At 75.3% G+C, this 18,135-nt stretch carries 16 protein-coding genes; 3 read left to right on the plus strand and 13 right to left on the minus strand.

The features are described from left to right. Window positions 1-68 precede the first annotated feature (68 nt). The 9 genes from ACFU5J_RS12460 to ACFU5J_RS12500 form a co-directional block, all read right to left on the minus strand. Window positions 69-1,139 (minus strand): LacI family DNA-binding transcriptional regulator, encoded by a 1,071-nt coding sequence (locus ACFU5J_RS12460; protein WP_430578904.1) that lies wholly within the window; start codon window positions 1,137-1,139, stop codon window positions 69-71. Then, window positions 1,139-2,659 (minus strand): family 43 glycosylhydrolase, encoded by a 1,521-nt coding sequence (locus ACFU5J_RS12465; RefSeq protein ID WP_430578905.1) that lies wholly within the window; start codon window positions 2,657-2,659, stop codon window positions 1,139-1,141. The genes ACFU5J_RS12460 and ACFU5J_RS12465 overlap by 1 nt, the downstream gene beginning before the upstream one ends. 125 nt (window positions 2,660-2,784) lie before the next feature. Further along, a complete protein-coding gene (locus ACFU5J_RS12470) occupies window positions 2,785-3,273 on the minus strand; it encodes an HAAS signaling domain-containing protein (RefSeq protein WP_430578906.1) in 489 nt (162 codons plus the stop codon). Next, a complete protein-coding gene (locus tag ACFU5J_RS12475) occupies window positions 3,270-3,608 on the minus strand; it encodes a PadR family transcriptional regulator (protein WP_430574363.1) in 339 nt (112 codons plus the stop codon). Before ACFU5J_RS12475 ends, ACFU5J_RS12470 begins: the two co-directional genes overlap by 4 nt. 87 nt (window positions 3,609-3,695) lie before the next feature. Continuing rightward, on the minus strand, window positions 3,696-5,021 hold the full coding sequence (locus ACFU5J_RS12480; RefSeq protein WP_430578907.1) for a glycoside hydrolase family 125 protein: 1,326 nt from the start codon (window positions 5,019-5,021) through the stop codon (window positions 3,696-3,698). Next, window positions 5,009-7,285: a glycoside hydrolase family 3 protein gene (locus tag ACFU5J_RS12485; RefSeq protein ID WP_430578908.1), complete on the minus strand. Its 2,277-nt coding sequence runs from the start codon at window positions 7,283-7,285 to the stop codon at window positions 5,009-5,011. The genes ACFU5J_RS12480 and ACFU5J_RS12485 overlap by 13 nt, the downstream gene beginning before the upstream one ends. Next, window positions 7,282-8,136, minus strand: coding sequence for a carbohydrate ABC transporter permease (locus ACFU5J_RS12490; protein WP_430574366.1), 855 nt, complete (start codon window positions 8,134-8,136; stop codon window positions 7,282-7,284). The genes ACFU5J_RS12485 and ACFU5J_RS12490 overlap by 4 nt, the downstream gene beginning before the upstream one ends. A gap of 28 nt (window positions 8,137-8,164) precedes the next feature. Then, a complete protein-coding gene (locus tag ACFU5J_RS12495) occupies window positions 8,165-9,103 on the minus strand; it encodes a carbohydrate ABC transporter permease (RefSeq protein ID WP_430574367.1) in 939 nt (312 codons plus the stop codon). A 25-nt stretch (window positions 9,104-9,128) separates the two neighbouring features. Next, on the minus strand, window positions 9,129-10,412 hold the full coding sequence (locus tag ACFU5J_RS12500; RefSeq protein ID WP_430578909.1) for an ABC transporter substrate-binding protein: 1,284 nt from the start codon (window positions 10,410-10,412) through the stop codon (window positions 9,129-9,131). 170 nt (window positions 10,413-10,582) lie between these two features. Between ACFU5J_RS12500 and ACFU5J_RS12505 the strand changes: the two genes are divergently transcribed. Both ACFU5J_RS12505 and ACFU5J_RS12510 read left to right on the plus strand, forming a co-directional pair. Next, a complete protein-coding gene (locus ACFU5J_RS12505; RefSeq protein WP_430574369.1) occupies window positions 10,583-11,572 on the plus strand; it encodes a LacI family DNA-binding transcriptional regulator in 990 nt (329 codons plus the stop codon). Window positions 11,573-11,645: 73 nt separating this feature from the next. After that, window positions 11,646-12,902: a glycosyl hydrolase gene (locus tag ACFU5J_RS12510; protein WP_430578910.1), complete on the plus strand. Its 1,257-nt coding sequence runs from the start codon at window positions 11,646-11,648 to the stop codon at window positions 12,900-12,902. A 58-nt stretch (window positions 12,903-12,960) separates the two neighbouring features. On the opposite strand, the gene ACFU5J_RS12515 is transcribed toward ACFU5J_RS12510, so the two are convergent. The 4 genes from ACFU5J_RS12515 to ACFU5J_RS12530 all read right to left on the minus strand — a co-directional run bounded on the left by ACFU5J_RS12515 (window position 12,961) and on the right by ACFU5J_RS12530 (window position 16,911). Continuing rightward, on the minus strand, window positions 12,961-13,392 hold the full coding sequence (locus tag ACFU5J_RS12515; RefSeq protein WP_430574371.1) for a hypothetical protein: 432 nt from the start codon (window positions 13,390-13,392) through the stop codon (window positions 12,961-12,963). A 209-nt stretch (window positions 13,393-13,601) separates the two neighbouring features. Continuing rightward, window positions 13,602-14,510 carry a sugar phosphate isomerase/epimerase family protein gene (locus tag ACFU5J_RS12520; protein ID WP_430578911.1) on the minus strand — a complete coding sequence of 303 codons (909 nt, stop codon included), beginning with the start codon at window positions 14,508-14,510 and terminating at the stop codon, window positions 13,602-13,604. Then, on the minus strand, window positions 14,507-15,739 hold the full coding sequence (locus ACFU5J_RS12525; protein ID WP_430578938.1) for a dihydrodipicolinate synthase family protein: 1,233 nt from the start codon (window positions 15,737-15,739) through the stop codon (window positions 14,507-14,509). The genes ACFU5J_RS12520 and ACFU5J_RS12525 overlap by 4 nt, the downstream gene beginning before the upstream one ends. Window positions 15,740-15,774: 35 nt before the next feature. Continuing rightward, window positions 15,775-16,911 carry a Gfo/Idh/MocA family protein gene (locus ACFU5J_RS12530; RefSeq protein WP_430578939.1) on the minus strand — a complete coding sequence of 379 codons (1,137 nt, stop codon included), beginning with the start codon at window positions 16,909-16,911 and terminating at the stop codon, window positions 15,775-15,777. Between the two features lie 181 nt (window positions 16,912-17,092). Here ACFU5J_RS12530 and ACFU5J_RS12535 point away from each other — a divergent pair, with 181 nt between their 5' ends. Further along, window positions 17,093-18,109 carry a LacI family DNA-binding transcriptional regulator gene (locus ACFU5J_RS12535; RefSeq protein ID WP_430578912.1) on the plus strand — a complete coding sequence of 339 codons (1,017 nt, stop codon included), beginning with the start codon at window positions 17,093-17,095 and terminating at the stop codon, window positions 18,107-18,109. Window positions 18,110-18,135: the final 26 nt, after the last annotated feature.

An 18,135-nucleotide genomic window follows, 5' to 3' on the forward strand; every position in this document is an offset into this window, starting at 1 on the left:
CCGCGCCCGCGGCCGAAGTCCGTCGTCGACCCTACTGCCCGCCACCGACCCCCGCGCGCCGGTCCGGCTCACCCCGTCGGGCCGCCGTCGGCCACGCCGGCGGGCGCCCCGTGCCGCCGCGCGGGCGGCACCGGCCCGGTGCTGCCCCGCACGACCAGCGCGGGCGTGACGTGCAGGGCGATGCCCTCCGCGCCGAGCCGGCTGCGCTCGACCCCGAGCACGCGCGCGTGCAGCAGCTCCCAGGCGCGCCGGCCGAGGTCGGCCTGTGGCACCGCGGCCGTCGTGAGGGACGGCGTCGCGTACCGGGCGAGCTCGATGTCGTCGAAGCCGCCGACGGACAGGTCGCCGGGCACGGCCACGCCGGCCTCGTCGAGACGCGCCAGCAGGCCGAACGCGACGAGGTCGTTGAACGCGACGACGCCCGTCGCGTCCGTCGCCAGCACCCGGTCCGCGACGCGGTAGCCGGCCTCGACGGTGGGGCCGCAGGGCAGGGTCGTGACGCGCAGGCCGGGGTGCCGCTCGCGCGCGTCGTCGAGGGCGCGCACGCGCAGCGCGTTCGACGCGCTCGACGGCGGGCCGGCGACGTAGGCCAGCTCCTGGTGCCCCAGGGCCACCAGGTGGTCGACCATGCTGCGGACGCCGGCGCCGTAGTCGACGCGGACGGACGGCACGGTGCGGCCCGGCACGTGCCGGTTGACCACGACGACCGGCTCCAGCCGGGGGAGCAGGTCGCGCAGCTCGTCCTCGGACGTGCGGGGCGCGGCGAGGACGAGCGCGTCGCACCGCTGCCGCGCCTCGAGCGCGACCTCGGCCTCGGCGCGGGCGTTCTCCACGGTCTCGGCCACGAGCACGCGGTAGTCGTGGGGCGCGGCGGCCGCCATCGTGCCGCGCAGGATCTGCTGGAACATCGGGTTCGCGAGGTCGGGCACGACGAGCGCCACGGAGTTGGTGCGGCCGAGGGAGAGGCTGCGCGCCACCCGGCTGGGCTGGTACCGCAGGTCGCGGGCCACCCCGCGGACCCGCTCGGCGATGTCCGGGGCCACGGTGGACCGGCCGTTCATCACGCGCGACACGGTGGCGCGGGACACCCCCGCCGCGGCCGCGACCTCGTCGATCGTCGGCCCCGCGGACCGGGGCATCAGGCCTCCTTCCCGGCGACGGTGACGTGGACCGGCCCGAAGGCGCCGCCGTCGCCGGGGCGCAGGTCCGCGCCGAGGGGCGCGCTCGCGAACAGGCCCACCTCCGCGCCGACCCAGTGCCCCTCGTGCGCCTGCCAGCCGGGGGCGGGCTCGCGCCACGGCGCCCCCGGGTCGGCGGCGTCGCGCCAGCCCCAGGTGACGACGCCGGCGGCGTCGACGGCGGCGCGCACGACGACGGTCCGGCCGCCGCCCGGCACGGGCTCCTGCGCGACGACCTCCTCGTCGCCGTGGGGGCCGCCACGCCGCACGGTCACCTCGACGCCGGCGGGCGTGCGGTCCAGGCCCGCCCACGAGTACGCGCGGCCGAGGACGGCGACGCCGGCGCGGGTGCCGGGGGCGTCGCCGACCAGCTCGACGCGGGTCTCCCAGGTGCTCGGCCGTCCGGGGAGCTGCTGGCACAGGACGGCGCCCTGGTCCCGCAGGTTCCCGCGCGGCGACGGCTGGGCGGGCAGCCGCAGCGTGCCGCCTCCCTCGGCCCCGGCCCAGCCGGGTCCGGGGTTGGCCTGCCAGTGCCAGCGCGGCGCGAGGCCGGGGGCGGCGAAGTCGTCGCTGCGCACGGGCTCGCCGGGCTCGGCGCCCGCGACCGGGGTGGGGTGCGTGAGCACCGGCCGGCCCGCGTCGCCGAGCACCGGCCAGCCGTCCGGGCCCCAGCGCATGGGCTGCAGGTGCACGACCCGCCCGAAGACGCCCCGGTCCTGGAAGTGCAGGAACCAGTCCTCGCCGTCGGGCGTGTCCACCCAGGCCCCCTGGTGCGGGCCGTTGACCGGGGTGTCGCCCTGGGCGAGCACGACGCGGTGCTCGTACGGCCCCCACACGGACCGCGACCGGAAGGCGACCTGGAAGCCGGTCGCGACCCCGCCCGCCGGGGCGAAGATCCAGTACCAGCCGTCGCGCTGGTACAGCTTGGGACCCTCCAGGGTGCGGAAGCCGGGCAGCTCGTCGCCGTCGACCACCGTGCGCCCCGGCCCGACGACGCCGCGCAGGCCAGGGTCCACCTCGACCACGGTGAGCCGGTTCTTCACCCCGGCCCGGCTCCTGGCCCAGCCGTGCACGAGGTAGGCCCGGCCGTCGTCGTCCCACAGCGGGCACGGGTCGATGAGGCCCCGGCCGGGGAGCAGGCACCAGGGCTCCGACCACGGGCCGCGCGGGTCGGCGGCGGTGAGGACGAAGATGCCGTGGTCCGGGTCGGGGTAGACGATCCAGAAGAGCCCGTCGTGGTGGCGCAGGCTGGGCGCCCACACGCCCGAGCCGTGCCGGGGGAGGGCGTAGTGGCCCGCCGGGGGCAGCGCGGGGAGCGCGTTGGCGACGTGCTCCCAGGACACGAGGTCGCGCGAGCGCAGCACGGGCAGCCCGGGGGCGCGGTGGAAGCTGGACGCGACCAGCCAGTAGTCGTCCCCGACGCGCACGGCGTCGGGGTCCGGCCAGTCCGCGTCGAGGACCGGGTTGCCGTAGTTCGTCATGGTCGCCTTCCGTCACGTCGCTGGGACGGCGACGGGCGGGAAACCGGTTACCGTCGCGCGACGGCCAGCCTAGCGACCGGCTCCCGCGACCTGAACCCCGGAGCGCCGCCCGTCGGCCGGGCCGCTCACCCCGCGGCGACCAGGTGCGACACGTAGAGGGCCAGGGCGCCGGCGAACGAGACCGCGCCCACGACGAGCGCGAGCCGCTGCAGGCCGCGGTTCCCGGCTCCGGAGCGGAGCCGTACCGCCGCCCACACGACCGCCGCGGCGGCCACGAGCGGCACGACGAACACGGCGAGCGACGCCACCGCGAGCACCACGAGCCACACGTCCGCGGCGGGGGTGCGCGGGGCCTGCGCCGCGGCGGGCCCGCCGCCCGGGCCGGAGGCGGCCGGCGTCGACGCGGCGGCGATGTCGTCCACCGGGCCGAGCTCGTCCAGCACCCTGCGGGCGCCGGCGTCGTCGGCCCCGTGCAGGGCCAGGGCCTCGGCGGCGTGCTCGCGCACGGCGGCGAGCGTCTCGGCGCGCTCGCGCGGGTCGCTCGAGGCGAGGGCGCGCTCGAGGTCGGCGAGGTACGCCTCGACCAGAGGCGGGAACGCGGGGGCGGCGGTCATCGTGGCTCCAGGGTCGTGCGGACGTCGGTGGTGAACCGGGACCAGGTGGCGGTGAACGTCTCGAGCGCCGCCCGGCCCTCGGTCGTGAGCTCGTAGTACCGGCGCGGCGGGCCTACCGGCGACGCGACCTGCGTCGTCGTGACCCAGCCCTGCTGGCGCAGGCGGGAGAGCAGCGGGTACAGCGTGCCCTCGCTGGTCAGCAGGGTGCTCGCGTCGCCGAGGCGCTCGGCGAGCTCGAGCCCGTACGCGGGCCCCGAGCGCAGGCAGGCCAGGACGCAGTACTCCACGACTCCCTTGCGGAGCTGGGTGAGGACGGCGTCGGGCGTCGGTACCATGTCACACAAGGTACCAGGTTCCTTGTGATGCAAGATAGCGGGCCGAGGAGAGCCCCGGACGGCAGGCCGTCCGGGGCTCTCGTCAGGTCAGGCGCCCGCGTCGTCGGCGACGGCCAGCGCGAGCTCGCAGAACATGGAGTCGGCCCAGGAGAACCACGGCCGGGAGAACGTCGTCGGGTCCGACGGGTCGAAGCCCTCGTGCACGTGTCCGGTGCCGCCGTCGGTGTCGGCGACGAGCTGCAGCAGGCGCGCCCGGTCCGCGGGGGTGCCCGTCAGACCCTCGACGGCGAGCGCGATGGGCCACACGCGGCCGGGCCCGGTGTGCGGGCTGCCGACGCCGGCCGCCACGGTGCCGGAGAACCAGTACGGGTTCGCCGGGCCGAGCACGAAGGCGCGGGTGGCGCGCCAGACGTCGTGGTCCAGGACGTCGGGTGCGACGAGCGGGAGCGACAGCAGGGACGGGGTGTTCGCGTCGTCCATGCACAGCACGCCGCCGAGGCCGTCCACCTCGTACGCGTAGACGCGCGCGCCGGCGGTGCCGCCCGGGGCGGGGACCACGCCGTGCGCCGCGACGCCGTCGACCAGCTCGCCCGAGAGGGCGCGGGCGTCGGCGGCCAGCGCCGCGTCGGCCCAGACCTCCTCGGCGATCTCGGCCACCGCGCGCAGGGCCTGCGCGGCGAACAGGTTCGCCGGCACGTTGTAGCCGTAGGTGCACGCGTCGTCGGACGGGCGGAAGGCGCTCCACGTCATGCCGGTGAACGCGACCGGCGTCCCGCGGCCGTCGCGCGCGAGCGTCTCGGTCGGGATCGTGGTCTCGCGGCTGAAGCGGTACGGGGACGTGTCGTGGCGCTGCTCCGCGCGCAGCTGGTCGACGACGGTCCGCAGCACCCGGTGGGCGCGCTCGTCGAAGACCTCCGCGCTGCCCGTCTCCCGCCACAGGCGGTGCGCCAGCGTCACCGGGTAGGCGAGGCTGTCGACCTCGTACTTCTGCTCCCACACGTGCGGGTCGTCGCACACGTCGTCGGGGTCGTAGTGCGCGCCCGTCGGGCCGTCGTTGAACGCGTTCGCGTACGGGTCGTGGTCCAGGCAGGCGAGCTGCCGGCGCACGACGCCCGCCACGAGGGCGGCCAGCGGCGGGCAGTCCGCGAGGAACCGCAGGTACGGCGTGAGCTGGGTGGTGGAGTCGCGCAGCCACATCGCGGGGATGTCGCCGGTGATGACGAAGACGCTGCCGTCCGCGCCCACCGTCAGCGTGTCGGTGAGCGTGCGGCGCAGCGCGGCGAGCACCATCGCGCCGACGCGCTCGCCCGACGTGGCGCGCACCCGCTCGGCGGCCGCGCGCAGCGTCGCCTCGATCTCCGGGTGGAGGGGCGTCGCGCCGGTGGTCGTGGTGGTCGTGATCAGCGGTCCCACGGGGTGGTGTCCTCCAGGTCGGTGACGCGCACGGTGGCGGCGCCGGCGGGCTCGTCGAGGTCGGGGGTGCACCACGCGCCGACGGTCACGGGCAGGGCGACCGGCTCGCCGGTCGCCCAGGAGCCGAGCGCGTCGAGGCCGAGGTCGAACGTCAGGGACGTCGTGGCGCCGGCCGCGACCGTGGCGCGCTGCACGCCCAGGAGCGTACGGCGTCGGGGCCGGATCCCGCGCTCGTGCCGGCGGCCGTAGAGCGGCACCGACAGGTCGACGGCGACGGGCCCGGAGTTCGTCACCTCGACCGTCAGCGCGGCGGTGGCGCCGGCGGCGAGGTCGTCCGCGCGGACGGTCGCGGCGGGGGAGCGCAGGGTCGTCGTGACGCCCGGCGCGTGCGCGGCCCCGAACGGCAGCCCCCGCACCACGGGGTGGCCGAGGTAGCCGCGGGCGGTCTCGAGGCGCTCGTCGTGCGCCACGGGCACGACGCCGTCGGCCACGGGGAACGTGGCCGGGAGCCGGCCGGAGGCCGCGCCGGCGAGGAGGGCGTCGGCGATCGCTGCGCCCCCCGTCGGGCCGGGGAACGGGACCACGAGGAGGGCGTCGACGAGCCCCGCGAGCTCGGTGAGCACCCGCGGGCGCCCGTCCACGACGACGCCGACGACGGGCCGGCCCGCCGCCCGCGCGGCGCGCGCGACGTCGAGCTGGGCCTGCGGCAGCGCGACCGAGGAGAGGTCCACGCCCTCGCCGTTCGTCGTGTCCGCGGCGGGACCCTCGACGGCGCCGTTGTCGGCGAACTCGTCGTCGTAGCTGCGGCGGCTGGTGCCGCCGAGCACGACGACGGCGACGTCCGCGTCCGCGCACGCGGCGCGGACGGCGTCGAGCGCGCCGTCGTCGAGCGGGCCGCGCAGCCGGCTGCCGGCGGCGTGCCGCACGCGGTCCGCGCCGAGCCGGTCGGCGAGCGCCGAGAGCACGGTGGACGACCCCGGGTCCTGGGGCGGGCGCGGCGGGGTGTAGTCGCCGAGCTGGGCGTCGAGGTCGTCGGCGTTGGGGCCGACGACGGCGACCGTCGCGCCGGCGCGCAGCGGCAGCACGCCGTGGTCGTGCACGAGGACCACGGCCTGCCGCGCCGCCCTCGCGACGAGCGCGACGACGTCGCGCGCGGGGCCGGGCGCGGCGGGCGCGGCGGGCGTGCCGCCGAGCAGCCCGAGCCGGTGCTTGAGGGCGAGGACGCGGTCGACGGCGCGGTCGAGCACCGCCTCGGCGACGAGCCCGCGGTCCAGCGCCTCCTCGACGTGCGTGAACGCCTCGTCCCAGAGGCTGAGGTCGACGCCCGCCTGCAGCGCGAGCGCGGCGGCCGAGGCGGGGTCGGGGGAGCTGTCACGCAGCCGGTCGATCGCCGTGCCGTCGGCCATGACGAGGCCCCGCCAGCCCCACCGGTCGCGGACGGTGCCGGTGAGCAGCTCCTCGTTGGCGCTGCACGGCACGCCGTCGACGTCGTTGTACGCGGCCATGTAGCCGGCGACGCCCGCCCGGGCGGCGGCGTACGCCGGGCGCAGGTGCAGCTCGCCGAGCTCGCGGCGCCCGATCGGGGCGCCGGAGCCGTTGCGCCCGCCGATGCCCGCCCCCTGGCCGGCGAGGTGCTTGGCGACGACCGCGACGTGGCCGCCGTCGATCGGGTCGTCGCAGGACGTCGTGCCCTGCATCCCGCGGACCGTCGCCTCGACGAGCGCCGCGGCGAGGGCCGGGTCCTCCGAGAAGCACTCCTCCGCGCGGCCCCAGCGGGGGTCGCGCAGCACGTCCAGCCCGGACACGAGCGCCACGTGCGTGCCGCGGGCGCGCGCCTCGGCGGCCACGACGGCGGCGAGCTCCTGCGCGAGCCCCGCGTCCATGCCGGCGCCCAGGGCGAGGTTGACCGGCAGCGTCGTGCCGCCGAGCGCCATGAGGCCGTGCGGGGCCTCCTCGACGAACAGCACGGGCAGCCCGTCGCCGTACCGGGTGACGTGCTCCTGGACCGCGGCGTACGCCTCGGCGCTGCGCTCCGGCGGCACGCCGTTCTCCCAGCGCACGGCGGACCACGGGTCCGCGCGCAGCACGCCGTACAGGGCGCCGAGGCCGCCCCACCGGTCGACCTCGGCGCGCAGGACGTCGGTGACGCGCGGCGCCCCGCCCGACCATCGCACCGCCTCCCAGCCCTTGAGGCGCTGGTTGACCTGGCCGATGCGGGTGCGCAGGGGCAGCGACGCCGCGGTGACGGGGGAGGGGAGGGTCATCCCTTGACCGCCCCCGACAGCAGCGCGCGCTGCATCTGGCGCTGCAGCACCGTGTAGACGAGGTAGACGGGCAGCAGCGTGAACAGCGTCCCCGCCATGAGGACGCCGTAGTCGGTGCCGGCGTCCACCTTGAGGGTCGGCAGGGCGACCTGGATGGTGCGCTGCGCGGTGTCCGGCCCGATGAGGATCAGGGGGTACAGGTAGGCGTTCCAGAACGCGAGGAAGTTGAGCAGGAGGACGGTCGCGATGCCGGGGATGCAGATCGGCAGGTAGACCTGGCGCAGCACCTGCAGCGAGGTCGCGCCGTCCATGGAGGCGGCCTCCTCGAGCTCGCGCGGGATGGTGCGCATGAAGGACGTCAGGATGACGATCGACAGCGGCAGCGCCGTCGCGGGAAGCAGCAGCACGATGAAGGTGCGCGTGTGGAACAGCCCCATGGCGGCGGCGAGCAGGAAGGTCGGGAACAGCGCCGCGAACGACGGGATGAGGAAGCCGAGGGCGAAGACGCCCTCGACGACCTTGCCGGCGCGCCCCCGGGCGCGGGCGAGCGCGAACGACGCCGGCAGCGCCAGCACCAGCGTGAGCACCAGGGCGCCGACGGTCGTGAGCACCGAGTTGGCGATCGCGAGGCCGAGGTCGGCCTGGTGGACGGCCGTCGTGAAGTTCGAGAGGTCCCAGCTGGTGGGCAGCGCGAGGGGCGACTCGAAGATCTGCTCGTTGTCCTTGAACGACGAGACGATGAAGTAGTAGAAGGGCACGAGGAGCAGGGCGGCGTAGATCCACGCGAGCGTGCCGCTCGTGATCGAGCCGATGCGGTCCCGCACCCGAAGGGCGGCGGTCTGCCGGGCCATGACGGTTCTCCTAGGGCGAGGTCGGGGATCAGTGGGTGGCGCGCAGCACGCGGCGGATGGCGCCCATGCCGACCAGGCCGATCACGAAGAGGATGACGCCGACGGCCTGGCTGTAGCCGAGGTCGGCCTCGACGAACGCCTTCTGGTAGATGAGGTAGGCGAGAGTCGTCGTCGAGGTGCCGGGGCCGCCCTGCGTCAGCAGCAGCACGTTCTGCGCGGAGTTGAACAGCATCGACAGGAACTGCAGCATCGTCACGACGCCGATGAAGTCCCGCGCGATCGGCCAGTACATGCGCCAGGCGACGCGCCAGTCGCCGGCGCCGTCGATGCGCGCGGCCTGCACGATCTCGGTGTCCACGCCGTCGAGCCGGGAGGCGATGAGCACGGCGGAGTAGCCGATGCCGCTCCACAGCTCGACGGCGATGATCGCGCCGAGCGCGGTGCTCGGGTCGGCGAGCCAGGCCGTGCCGTCGAACCCGAGCGGGCGCAGCACGCCGTTGACGAGGCCGTCCGGGTTGAGCATGGCGTAGAAGACCATGGCGGTGGCGGGCGCGGAGATGAGCGCCGGGATGAAGAGCAGGTAGCGCAGCACGCGGTGCCCGCGCGGCTTCTGCACCACGTAGAACGCGAGCAGGAACGCGAGCACGATCATGATCGGCAGCCCGATGACGATCTGCACGGCCGAGTTGCGCACGGCCGCCCAGAACGTGGGGTCGGCGAAGACGGCGCTGAAGTTGCCGAGGCCGGCGAACGTCGGCGTGGCGAGCATGCCCGGCCAGGAGAGGAACGCGATGACGAACATCGCGACCACGGGGCCGATCATGAAGACCGCGTACCAGACGAGGGCGGGCAGGGCGAGGCCGGGGAAGCGTTCGCGCAGCGGGGCGCGGCGACGAGTCCCGGCGGGGGAGCCGGGGGCGGTGGCGCGGGTGGCGGACGGGGAGCCGGCGGCGACGAGCGTGGTCATGGGAGTCCTTTCGTGGCGCCGGCGGTCAGGCCGCCTGGTAGGCCTTCTCGAACGTGTCGACGATCTGCTCGGCGGACGCGGTGCCGTAGGCCATCGCGGTCGCCTTGACCATCGGTTCGAAGACGGCGTCGGGGATGAGCAGGTCGGGCAGCATGACGGGCGTGACGTCGTCGTCCGTGAGCCGGGAGGCCTGCGCGACCAGCGGGAAGTCCTTGCTGACGGTGTCCGTGACCCGGTTCATGTCGCGCCCGGAGCCGAGGATGAAGTCGTCGACGACCTCGTCGGAGTACAGGTACTGGACGAACGGCTTGATGAGGTCGAGCTTCTTCGCGCCGTTCTCGCTGATCCAGATGCCGTGCCCGTTGTAGCTCTTGATGACGCTGGGGCGGGTCAGCACGCCGCCGGACGACGGCATCGGCCAGCCGCCGACGGTGACCTCCTTCGCCCGCTCGCCGGGGACGAGCGCGAGCGCGGAGGACATCGCGGGCACGATGGCGGCCTTGCGGGTGTTGAACTGGGTCAGCTCGGAGTCCGACGTGTAGCCCTGCACGTCGTCGACGAAGACGCCCGCGTCGCGCAGCTGGACGAAGTGCTCGACGCCCTTGAGGGCCCCGGCGCTCTCGGAGAGCTTGCCGGAGGAGAAGACGGCGCGCGCCTCGTCCGCGGTGAGGAAGCCCTGCAGGATCTGCAGGAACATCTTCTGGCCGCTCCAGTCCGAGCCGCCCACGGTGACCGGGCCGATGCCCTTGGACCGCAGGGCGTCGGCGGCCGCGATGAGCTCGTCCGACGTGGTCGGGATGTCGACGCCGGCCTCCTCGAGCAGGCCGGTGTTGAACGACACCGGCCAGTTGGTGCGCGTGAACGGGAACGCGCGCAGCCGGCCCTGCGGGTCGGTCCACTCGGTGAGCGCCTCCGGGAAGATCTTGTCCCGCAGGCCCCAGTCGTCGAGCAGGTCGGTCACCGGGATGGTGGCGCCGAGCCGCGTCCACGACAGGGTGCGTCCCATCATGTTGACGATCGCGACGTCGGCCGCCTTGCCTGCCAGCGTGCTCGTCTCGAAGACGATGGGCAGGTCCGAGCCGTTCTTGAGCTGCGCGACGGTGCGCCCGGTGCTGCGCTGGTAGGCGGCGACGACGTCCGCGAACACCTGGGCCCCGGCGACGGCGCCGCTGAGCTGGGTGTGCACGGAGATCGACCGCGGCCCGCTCCCCGCAGGGGAGAGGGCGCCGCAGCCTGCGAGCAGCGGGGTCAGCACCCCGCCGCCGATGGCCGCCTTCAGCACGGTGCGCCTGCTGACGCCGTGGGTCACTGGTCCTCCCTGAGAGCTACGGTGCGTCGTTCGAGGAGCGGAGAACGTCCTCCGCCACCGCCTTCTTGTAAAGCGGTACACATCAAGTGGCGTGCAACGTATACCGCTTTACAGAGCATGGTCAACCCCCTACTCTCGGACGCACCATGACTGCTACGAGCCCGAAACGCGTGACGATCGCCGACGTCGCCAAGCACGCCGGCGTCTCGCCCTCGGCGGTGTCCCACGCCTTCAACGGACGCCCCAACGTCTCCGAGGCCACGGCGGCCCGGATCCGGGCCGCGGCCGACGAGCTGAACTGGCGCCCGAACTATGCCAGCCGCAAGGTCTCCGGCCAGGGCGGCCGCAGCCTCGGGCTCGTCATCGCCCGCTCCCGCGAGACCTTCGGCCGGGACCCGTTCTTCATGCGCCTGCTCGCCGGCCTCACCGAGCCGCTCGCCGACATCGGCTGGTCGCTGTCGCTCACCCTCGTCCACGCCGACGAGGAGGAGCAGGTCTACCGCCAGTGGTGGGGCGAGCAGCGCGTCGACGCGTTCCTGCTGGTCGACGTGCGCAACGACGACCCGCGCCTCGCGCTCGTCGAGCAGCTGGGCGCCCCGGCGGCCCTGCTGGGCGCCCCCGTGGGCGACGTCGTGCCCGCCGTCACCGTCCAGGACGACACCGCCGTCGCGACCGTCCTCGGGCACCTCGCCGACCTCGGCCACCGCCGCGTCGCGCGCGTCACCGACGCGCCCGGCCTCGCGCACACCCGGGCCCGCGACCGGCGCTTCGCCCGCGCCGCCGGCGAGCTCGGCGTCGACGCCTCGTTCGCCGCGTGGGACCCGGCGGCGGGCGACCCGGTGGCCGACCTGCTCGGCCGGCTCGGCGACGTGACCGCCGTGGTCGTCGACAGCGAGACCGTCGCGGCCGAGATCGTCGCGCACGCGCCCGAGGTCGGCGTCCAGGTGCCCGCGCAGCTGTCCGTCGTCGCCTGGGAGGACTCGTGGGTCTCGACGCTCGTGCGCCCCCGCCTCACCGCCCTCGACGCCCCCGTGGAGGAGAGCGCGCGCACCGCCGTCGCCCTCCTCGAGCAGCTCGTGCGCGGCGAGGAGGTCACCTCCCGGAGCGTCAGCGGGCGGCGGCTGGTCGTGCGCGAGTCCACGGCGCCGGCGCCCCGATAGCCCGCGGCAGCACCCGCCCGCAGCACCCGCCCGCAGCACCGCACCACCGCACCGAGACAAGCGAGGAAGCCCTGTGACTTCGACCGCGCCGCGCTTCGGCGTCAACTACACCCCGTCCCGCGACTGGATGTTCCAGTGGATGGCCGTCGACCCCGACGTCGTCCGCGCGGACTTCGAGGCGATCGCCGGCCTCGGCGTGGACCACGTCCGCGTCTTCCCCCTGTGGCCCGTGCTGCAGCCCAACCGCACCCTGATCCGCCGCCGCGCCCTCGACGACATCGCCCTCGTCACCGACGTCGCCGCCGAGTTCGGGCTCGACGTCGCGGTCGACGTCGTCCAGGGGCACATGTCGGGCTTCGACTTCGTGCCCGCGTGGCTCGTGAACTGGCACGACGGCAACATGTTCGCCGACCAGGGCGCCGTCGACGCGCAGGCGGCCCTCGTCGCCGCCGTGTACGACGCGGTGCGCGACCGCCCCAACTTCCTGGGCCTGACGCTCGGCAACGAGCTCAACCAGTTCCTGGAGCCGAACCCCGCCGCCATGCCCGCCACCGCGGAGCAGGTGACGCACTGGATGACGTCGCTGCTCGAGGCGCCGCGCGACCGCGACCCGCGCCACGTCGTCGTGCACAGCGAGAACGACCACCTCTGGTACTGGGACGACCACTCGTTCCTGCCCGAGCACGCCTCGCGGCTCGGCGACATGACCACCGTGCACTCGTGGATCTTCAACGGCACGGCCGCGCGCTACGGCGCGCTGTCGCCGCAGTCCGTGCGGCACGCGGAGTGGATGATCGAGCTGTCGAAGGCGTTCGCGACCGACCCGGGCCGCCAGGTGTGGCTGCAGGAGGTGGGCGCCCCCTCGATGAACCTCGCCGAGGCCGAGATGCCGGAGTTCTGCACCCGCACCCTCGAGGCGGCCCTCACGACCGAGGACCTGTACGCCGTCACCTGGTGGTGCTCGCACGACGTGACCCGCGACCTCGCGGACTACAAGGACCTCGAGTACTCGCTCGGCCTGCTCGACACCGAGAACCGGGTCAAGCCGCTCGGCCGCCGCTTCGCCGAGGTCGTCGCGGAGGCCCGCCGCGGCGCGCTGCCCCTCGCGCAGGAGCGCACCGTGGGCGTCGTCGTCGACGTCGACGGCGCGGACCTGCCGCTGTCGCGGCCGTCGCTCGGGCCCGGCGGCGCCGTGTTCGAGCTCTGGCACGACCTGCGCGAGCGGGGCGCGGCCGTCGCCGTCGTGACCAGCGCGACCGCCGCCGACCCCGCGGCCCTCGCCGCGCGGGGGATCACCGAGCTGGCGCGCGCCGAGGTGCGCCCGGCCTGACGCCCGCACGCCTGTGGCCCGCCCCCTCGCGGAGGGGTGGGCCACCCGCGTCGGAGGCTCAGCTCGCCGCGGCGCGCACCAGCCCGGTGAACCGCTCCTCGAACGCGGGCGTCCAGGCGAGCACGGCGAACGCGGTGGTCCAGAAGTCGCCGTCGTCGAGGTGCGCCGCCGGGTCGAAGCCGACCGTGGCGTACCGGGTGCCGAACTTGGCCGCGGGCTGCATGAACACCACCATCTTCCCGGCGTCGTTCGCGAAGCCCGGCATGCCGTAGTACGTCTTGGGCACGAGGCCGGGGGCCACCTCGGTGACGACCCGGTACATGCCCTCGGCGATGTCCCGGTCGGTGCCCTCCAGCGGCTCGATCGCCGCGCGGACCGCCTCCTCGCCCGCGGCGCGGTTCTTGCCCGCCTTCTCCTGCTCGCGCAGCTCCTTGGCGCGCTGCTTGACGGCGGCGCGCTCGTCGGCGCTGAGCCCCTGGGACGTGGTCATGGCGTTCCTCCCGGCTGGTGGTGCGGCACCGTGCCGCGCCGCTGGGACCAGGCTAGGGAGCCGACCCGGGCCCGCGCTTCTTCGTTCCTGACCAGGTGCGGACCGCCGCCCGCGGACGACGAACGCCCCGCCGCCTCGGGGGCGGCGGGGCGTCGTGCGGCGGACCGGCGTCGGCGACCGGCCCGCACCGGGGTGTCAGGTGCCCGGTGTCAGAGGGCGTCGGACCCCGGTGCCAGGTGCGGCAGCACGTGCGCCGCGTACCGCTCGCCGACGGTGCGGGCGGTGGCCCGGGGGTCGTCGGCCCAGACCTGCTCGTTGAAGATCTCGGTCTCGACGTCGCCGGTGTACCCGGCCTCGGCGACCCAGCGGGAGATCGTCGGGAAGTCGACGTACCCGTCGCCCACGTGCCCGCGCGAGTTGAGCGGGTCGGCGGCCAGCGGCAGGCTCCAGTCGCACACCTGGTAGCCGGCGATGCGGCCCTCGGCCCCGGCCCGCGCGATCGACTCCCGCAGCCGGGGGTCCCACCACACGTGGTACGTGTCGACCACCACCCCCACGGTCTCGGGGGCGAACGGCGCGGCGAGGTCGAGCGCCTGGCCGAGGGTGGAGACCACCGCGCGGTCGGCGGCGAACATCGGGTGCAGCGCCTCGAGCACGATGCGCACGTCGTGCTCGGCCGCGAACGGCGCGAGCTCGGCGAGCCGGTCGGCCACGCGCGACCGGGCGGCGACGACGTCCCGGTCGCCCGGGCCGGCGTCGGGGCGGGGCCCCTGGCCGGGCACGCTGAGGGCGGGCAGCCCGCCCACGACGAAGACGAGCTCGCGGGTGCCGACGCCCGCGGTCTCCTCGATGGCGCGCTTGTTGTCGTCGAGCGCGGCCGCGATCCCGGCGTCGTGGGCGGCGGTGAGGAAGCCGCCCCGGCACAGGGACGACACGCGCAGGCCGGCGTCGGTGACGATCCGCGCCGCCTTGTCGGCGCCGTGCTCCTGCACCTGGTGGCGCCACAGGCCCACGGCCCCGAGGCCGGCCGCCGCGGCCGCGTCGACGGCCTCGGCGAGGGTCGCGTGCTTGACCGTGGCGGTGTTGAGCGAGCAGCGGCTCAGGTCGGGGGCGGTCATGCGGTGACCCCGTTCGTGACGAGCAGCGCGTCCAGGCGGCGGGCGGCCAGCGCCGGGTCGAGGAGCATGCCGCAGCCGTCGGCCAGGCGCGCCAGCTCCACGAGGTGCGCCAGCGAGCGGCCCGACTGCAGGCCCCCGACCAGCTGGAAGCCCGGCTGGAAGCCGTTCAGCCAGGACAGGAACGCCACGCCGGTCTTGTAGTAGTAGGTCGGCGCCGCGAAGATGTGCCGCCCCAGCTTCTCGGTCGACGCGAGGATCGCGTGCCCGCGGGCCGCGCCGTCCGGGTCGCCCGCGGCACCGGCGTCGAACGCCTGCAGCGCGGTGGACGCGGCCGGGTAGATCGCCGCGAAGATGCCGAGCAGGGCGTCGGAGTGCCCCTGCCCGTCGCCCGCGATCAGCTCCGGGTAGTTGAAGTCGTCGCCGGTGTAGAGGCGCACGGGCGAGCCGTCGAGGGCGGCCAGTGCGCGGCGCAGCCCGACCTCGTGCTGCGCGTCGAGCAGCGACACCTTGACCCCGTCGACGGTGTCCTGGTGGGCGGTGATGAGGTCGAGGAACGTCCGCGTCGCGGACTCGACGTCGTCGGACCCCCAGTAGCCCGCGAGGGCGGGGTCGAACATGGTGCCGAGCCAGTGCAGCACGACCGGGCGGTCGGCCTCCGCGAGAACGGCGTCGTAGACGCGGGCGTAGTCCTCGGGGGAGCGGGCGACCTTGGCCAGGGCCCGCGACGCCATGACGATGACCTGCGCGCCGGCCTCCTGCACCACGCGCACCTGCTCGCGGTAGGCGTCGGTGACGGCGGCCAGGCCGGCCTCGCCGGGCTCGACCGACGCCGGGTCGAGCTGGTCGGTGCCCGCGCCGCACGCGATGCGCGCGCCGACGGACGCCGCCTCGGCCGACGACCGGCGCACCAGCTCCTGCGTCGCGGCCCAGTCCAGGCCCATGCCGCGCTGCGCGGTGTCCATGGCGTCGGCGACGCCGAGGCCGTGCTCCCAGATGCGGTGCCGGTAGGCGAGCGTCGCGTCCCAGTCGACGACGGCGGGCGCGCCCGGCACGTTCTCCGCGCCGACCTGCGGCACGACGTGCGCCGCGGCGAACGCGAGGCGCGAGGAGATCGTCCCGACGGGCTTCGTCCACGGGCCCGGCGCGTGCAGCTCGCGCACCTCGGTGCCGGTGGCGCGCCCCGCGGCGTCGAACCGGGGGAGGCGGACGGTGACGCCGCTGGGCGTCAGCTCCGGCGCGAGCGTCGGGTCGAGGGTCGGGGCCGTCACAGTGAGATCTCCGGGACGTCGAGGCGGCGGCCCTCGGCCGACGACCGCAGGCCCAGCTCCGCGAGCTGGACGCCGCGCGCGGCGGACAGCAGGTCGAAGCGGTGCGGGCGGCCCGCGACGACGTCGCGCAGGAACTCCTCCCACTGCAGCTTGAAGCCGTTGTCGAGGTCGGCGTTCGCGGGGACCTCGAGCCACTGGTCGCGGAACGGCTCGGTGACGGGCAGGTCCGGGTTCCACACGGGCTTGGGGGTGTGCGCGCGCTGCTGGGCGACGCACTTGCGCAGGCCGGCGACGGCGGAGCCGTGCGTACCGTCGATCTGGAACTCCACGAGCTCGTCGCGGTAGACCCGCACGGCCCAGGAGGAGTTGATCTGCGCGACCACCGGGTCGCCGCCGGGCGTCTCGATCTCGAAGATGCCGTACGCGGCGTCGTCGGCGGTGGCGGCGTACTCCTTGCCCTGCTCGTCCCAGCGCGTCGGGATGTGGGTGGTGGTCTGCGCGTTGACGGTCTTGACGGCGCCGAGGATGCCCTCGAGGACGTAGTTCCAGTGGCAGAACATGTCCGTGGTCATGCCGCCGCCGTCCTCCTTGCGGTAGTTCCACGACGGGCGCTGCGCGGCCTGGTGGTCGCCCTCGAACACCCAGTAGCCGAACTCGCCGCGCAGCGACAGGATGCGGCCGAAGAAGCCCTCGTCGACGAGGCGGCGCAGCTTGACCAGGCCGGGCAGGTACAGCTTGTCGTGCACGACGCCGGCGGTGACGCCGGTCTCCTCGCGCAGGCGGGCGAGCTCGACGGCCTCGGCGAGCGTCTCGGCGGTCGGCTTCTCGGTGTAGACGTGCTTGCCGGCCTGCATCGCCTTGGTGAGGGTCTTGGCGCGCAGGGAGGTCATGGACGCGTCGAAGACGATGTCCGTGGCGGGGTCGGCGATGATCCCGTCGAGGTCCGTCGTGTACTCGTCCACGCCGTGCAGGGCGGCCAGCTCGGCGAGCCTGGACTCGTTGCGGCCCACCAGCACGGGCTCCACCTGGACGCGCGAGCCGTCGGCCAGCTCGACGCCGCCCTGCTCGCGGATCGGCAGGATCGAGCGCACGAGGTGCTGGCGGTAGCCCATGCGGCCCGTGACGCCGTTCATCGCGATGCGCAGGGTGCGCGTGGGTGTGCTCACTCAGGACTCCTTCGTCGTCGGCGCGGCGGCGCCGGGGTGGTGCACGGACCCTATGCCGGACGGCAGAGGAATGCGCTTTCCCGACCACGGTAAGGTGTGTCCGGCGAGCGCGTCAAGGCGTCCCGCCCGGACGGACCAGGAGGAGCACGTGGGACGAGCGAGGCTGCAGGACGTCGCGGACCGCGCGGGGGTCTCCCTCGCCACGGCGTCGCGGGTGCTCAACGGGTCGGCGCGGCAGCCGGGCGCGGAGCTGGTCGCCCGGGTGCAGGCGGCCGCCTCCGAGCTGGGGTACGTGGTGAACGCGCAGGCCCAGGCGCTGGCGCGGGCCCGCTCGGGCCTGCTCGGGCTCGTGGTGCAGGACATCTCCGACCCCTACTTCTCCTCGATCGCCGCCGGGGCGCAGAACGCCGCCCGCGACCGCGGCCGGCTCGTGCTGCTCGCCTCGACGGGGCGCGACCCCGAGGCCGAGCGCGAGGCCGTCGCCGCGTTCGCCGCGCACCGCGTGGACGCCGTCGTCGTCGCCGGCACGCGCTGGACGCCCGACGAGGACGCCGCCCTCGCCGCCGAGCTCGACGCGTTCGTCGCCGCCGGCGGCCGCTCCGTGATCGTGGGCCAGCCGGTGGGCGACGGGTCGGTCGTGCGCCCGCCGAACGCCGCCGGGGCGCGCGCCCTCGCGGAGGCGCTGCTCGCCCAGGGGCAGCGGCGCTTCGTGGTGCTCGGCGGGCCCGCCCGTGTCGTGACGTCGCGCGAGCGCACCGACGCGTTCACCGCCGCCGCGCGCGCCGGGGGCGGCACCGTCGCCGAGGTGCTCACCGCCGAGTTCTCCCGCGACGGCGGCTACGCGGCCGGCGACGACGTCGCCGAGCTGGTCCGCGACGAGCCCGCCGGCGGCGAGCCGCTGTGCGTCTTCGCCGTCACCGACGTCATGGCGATCGGCCTCATCGCCCGGCTCCGCGAGCTCGGCGTCGAGGTGCCGCGCGACGTCCGCGTCGCCGGGTTCGACGACGTCCCCACCCTGCGCGACCACGTGCCCGCCCTGTCCACCGTGCGCATCCCGCTGGAGGACATGGGCAGCCTCGCCGTCCGCGCCGCCGTCGACGACGCCGTCGGCGGCGCCGTCACCGACGTCGGCTTCGAGGTGCGGCTGCGCGACTCGACGCGCTGATCGCCCCGGAGCCTTCCGAAAATCCG

Origin of the sequence: Isoptericola sp. NPDC057559 (assembly GCF_042801555.1) — a bacterium.
Lineage (GTDB): Bacteria > Actinomycetota > Actinomycetes > Actinomycetales > Cellulomonadaceae > Isoptericola.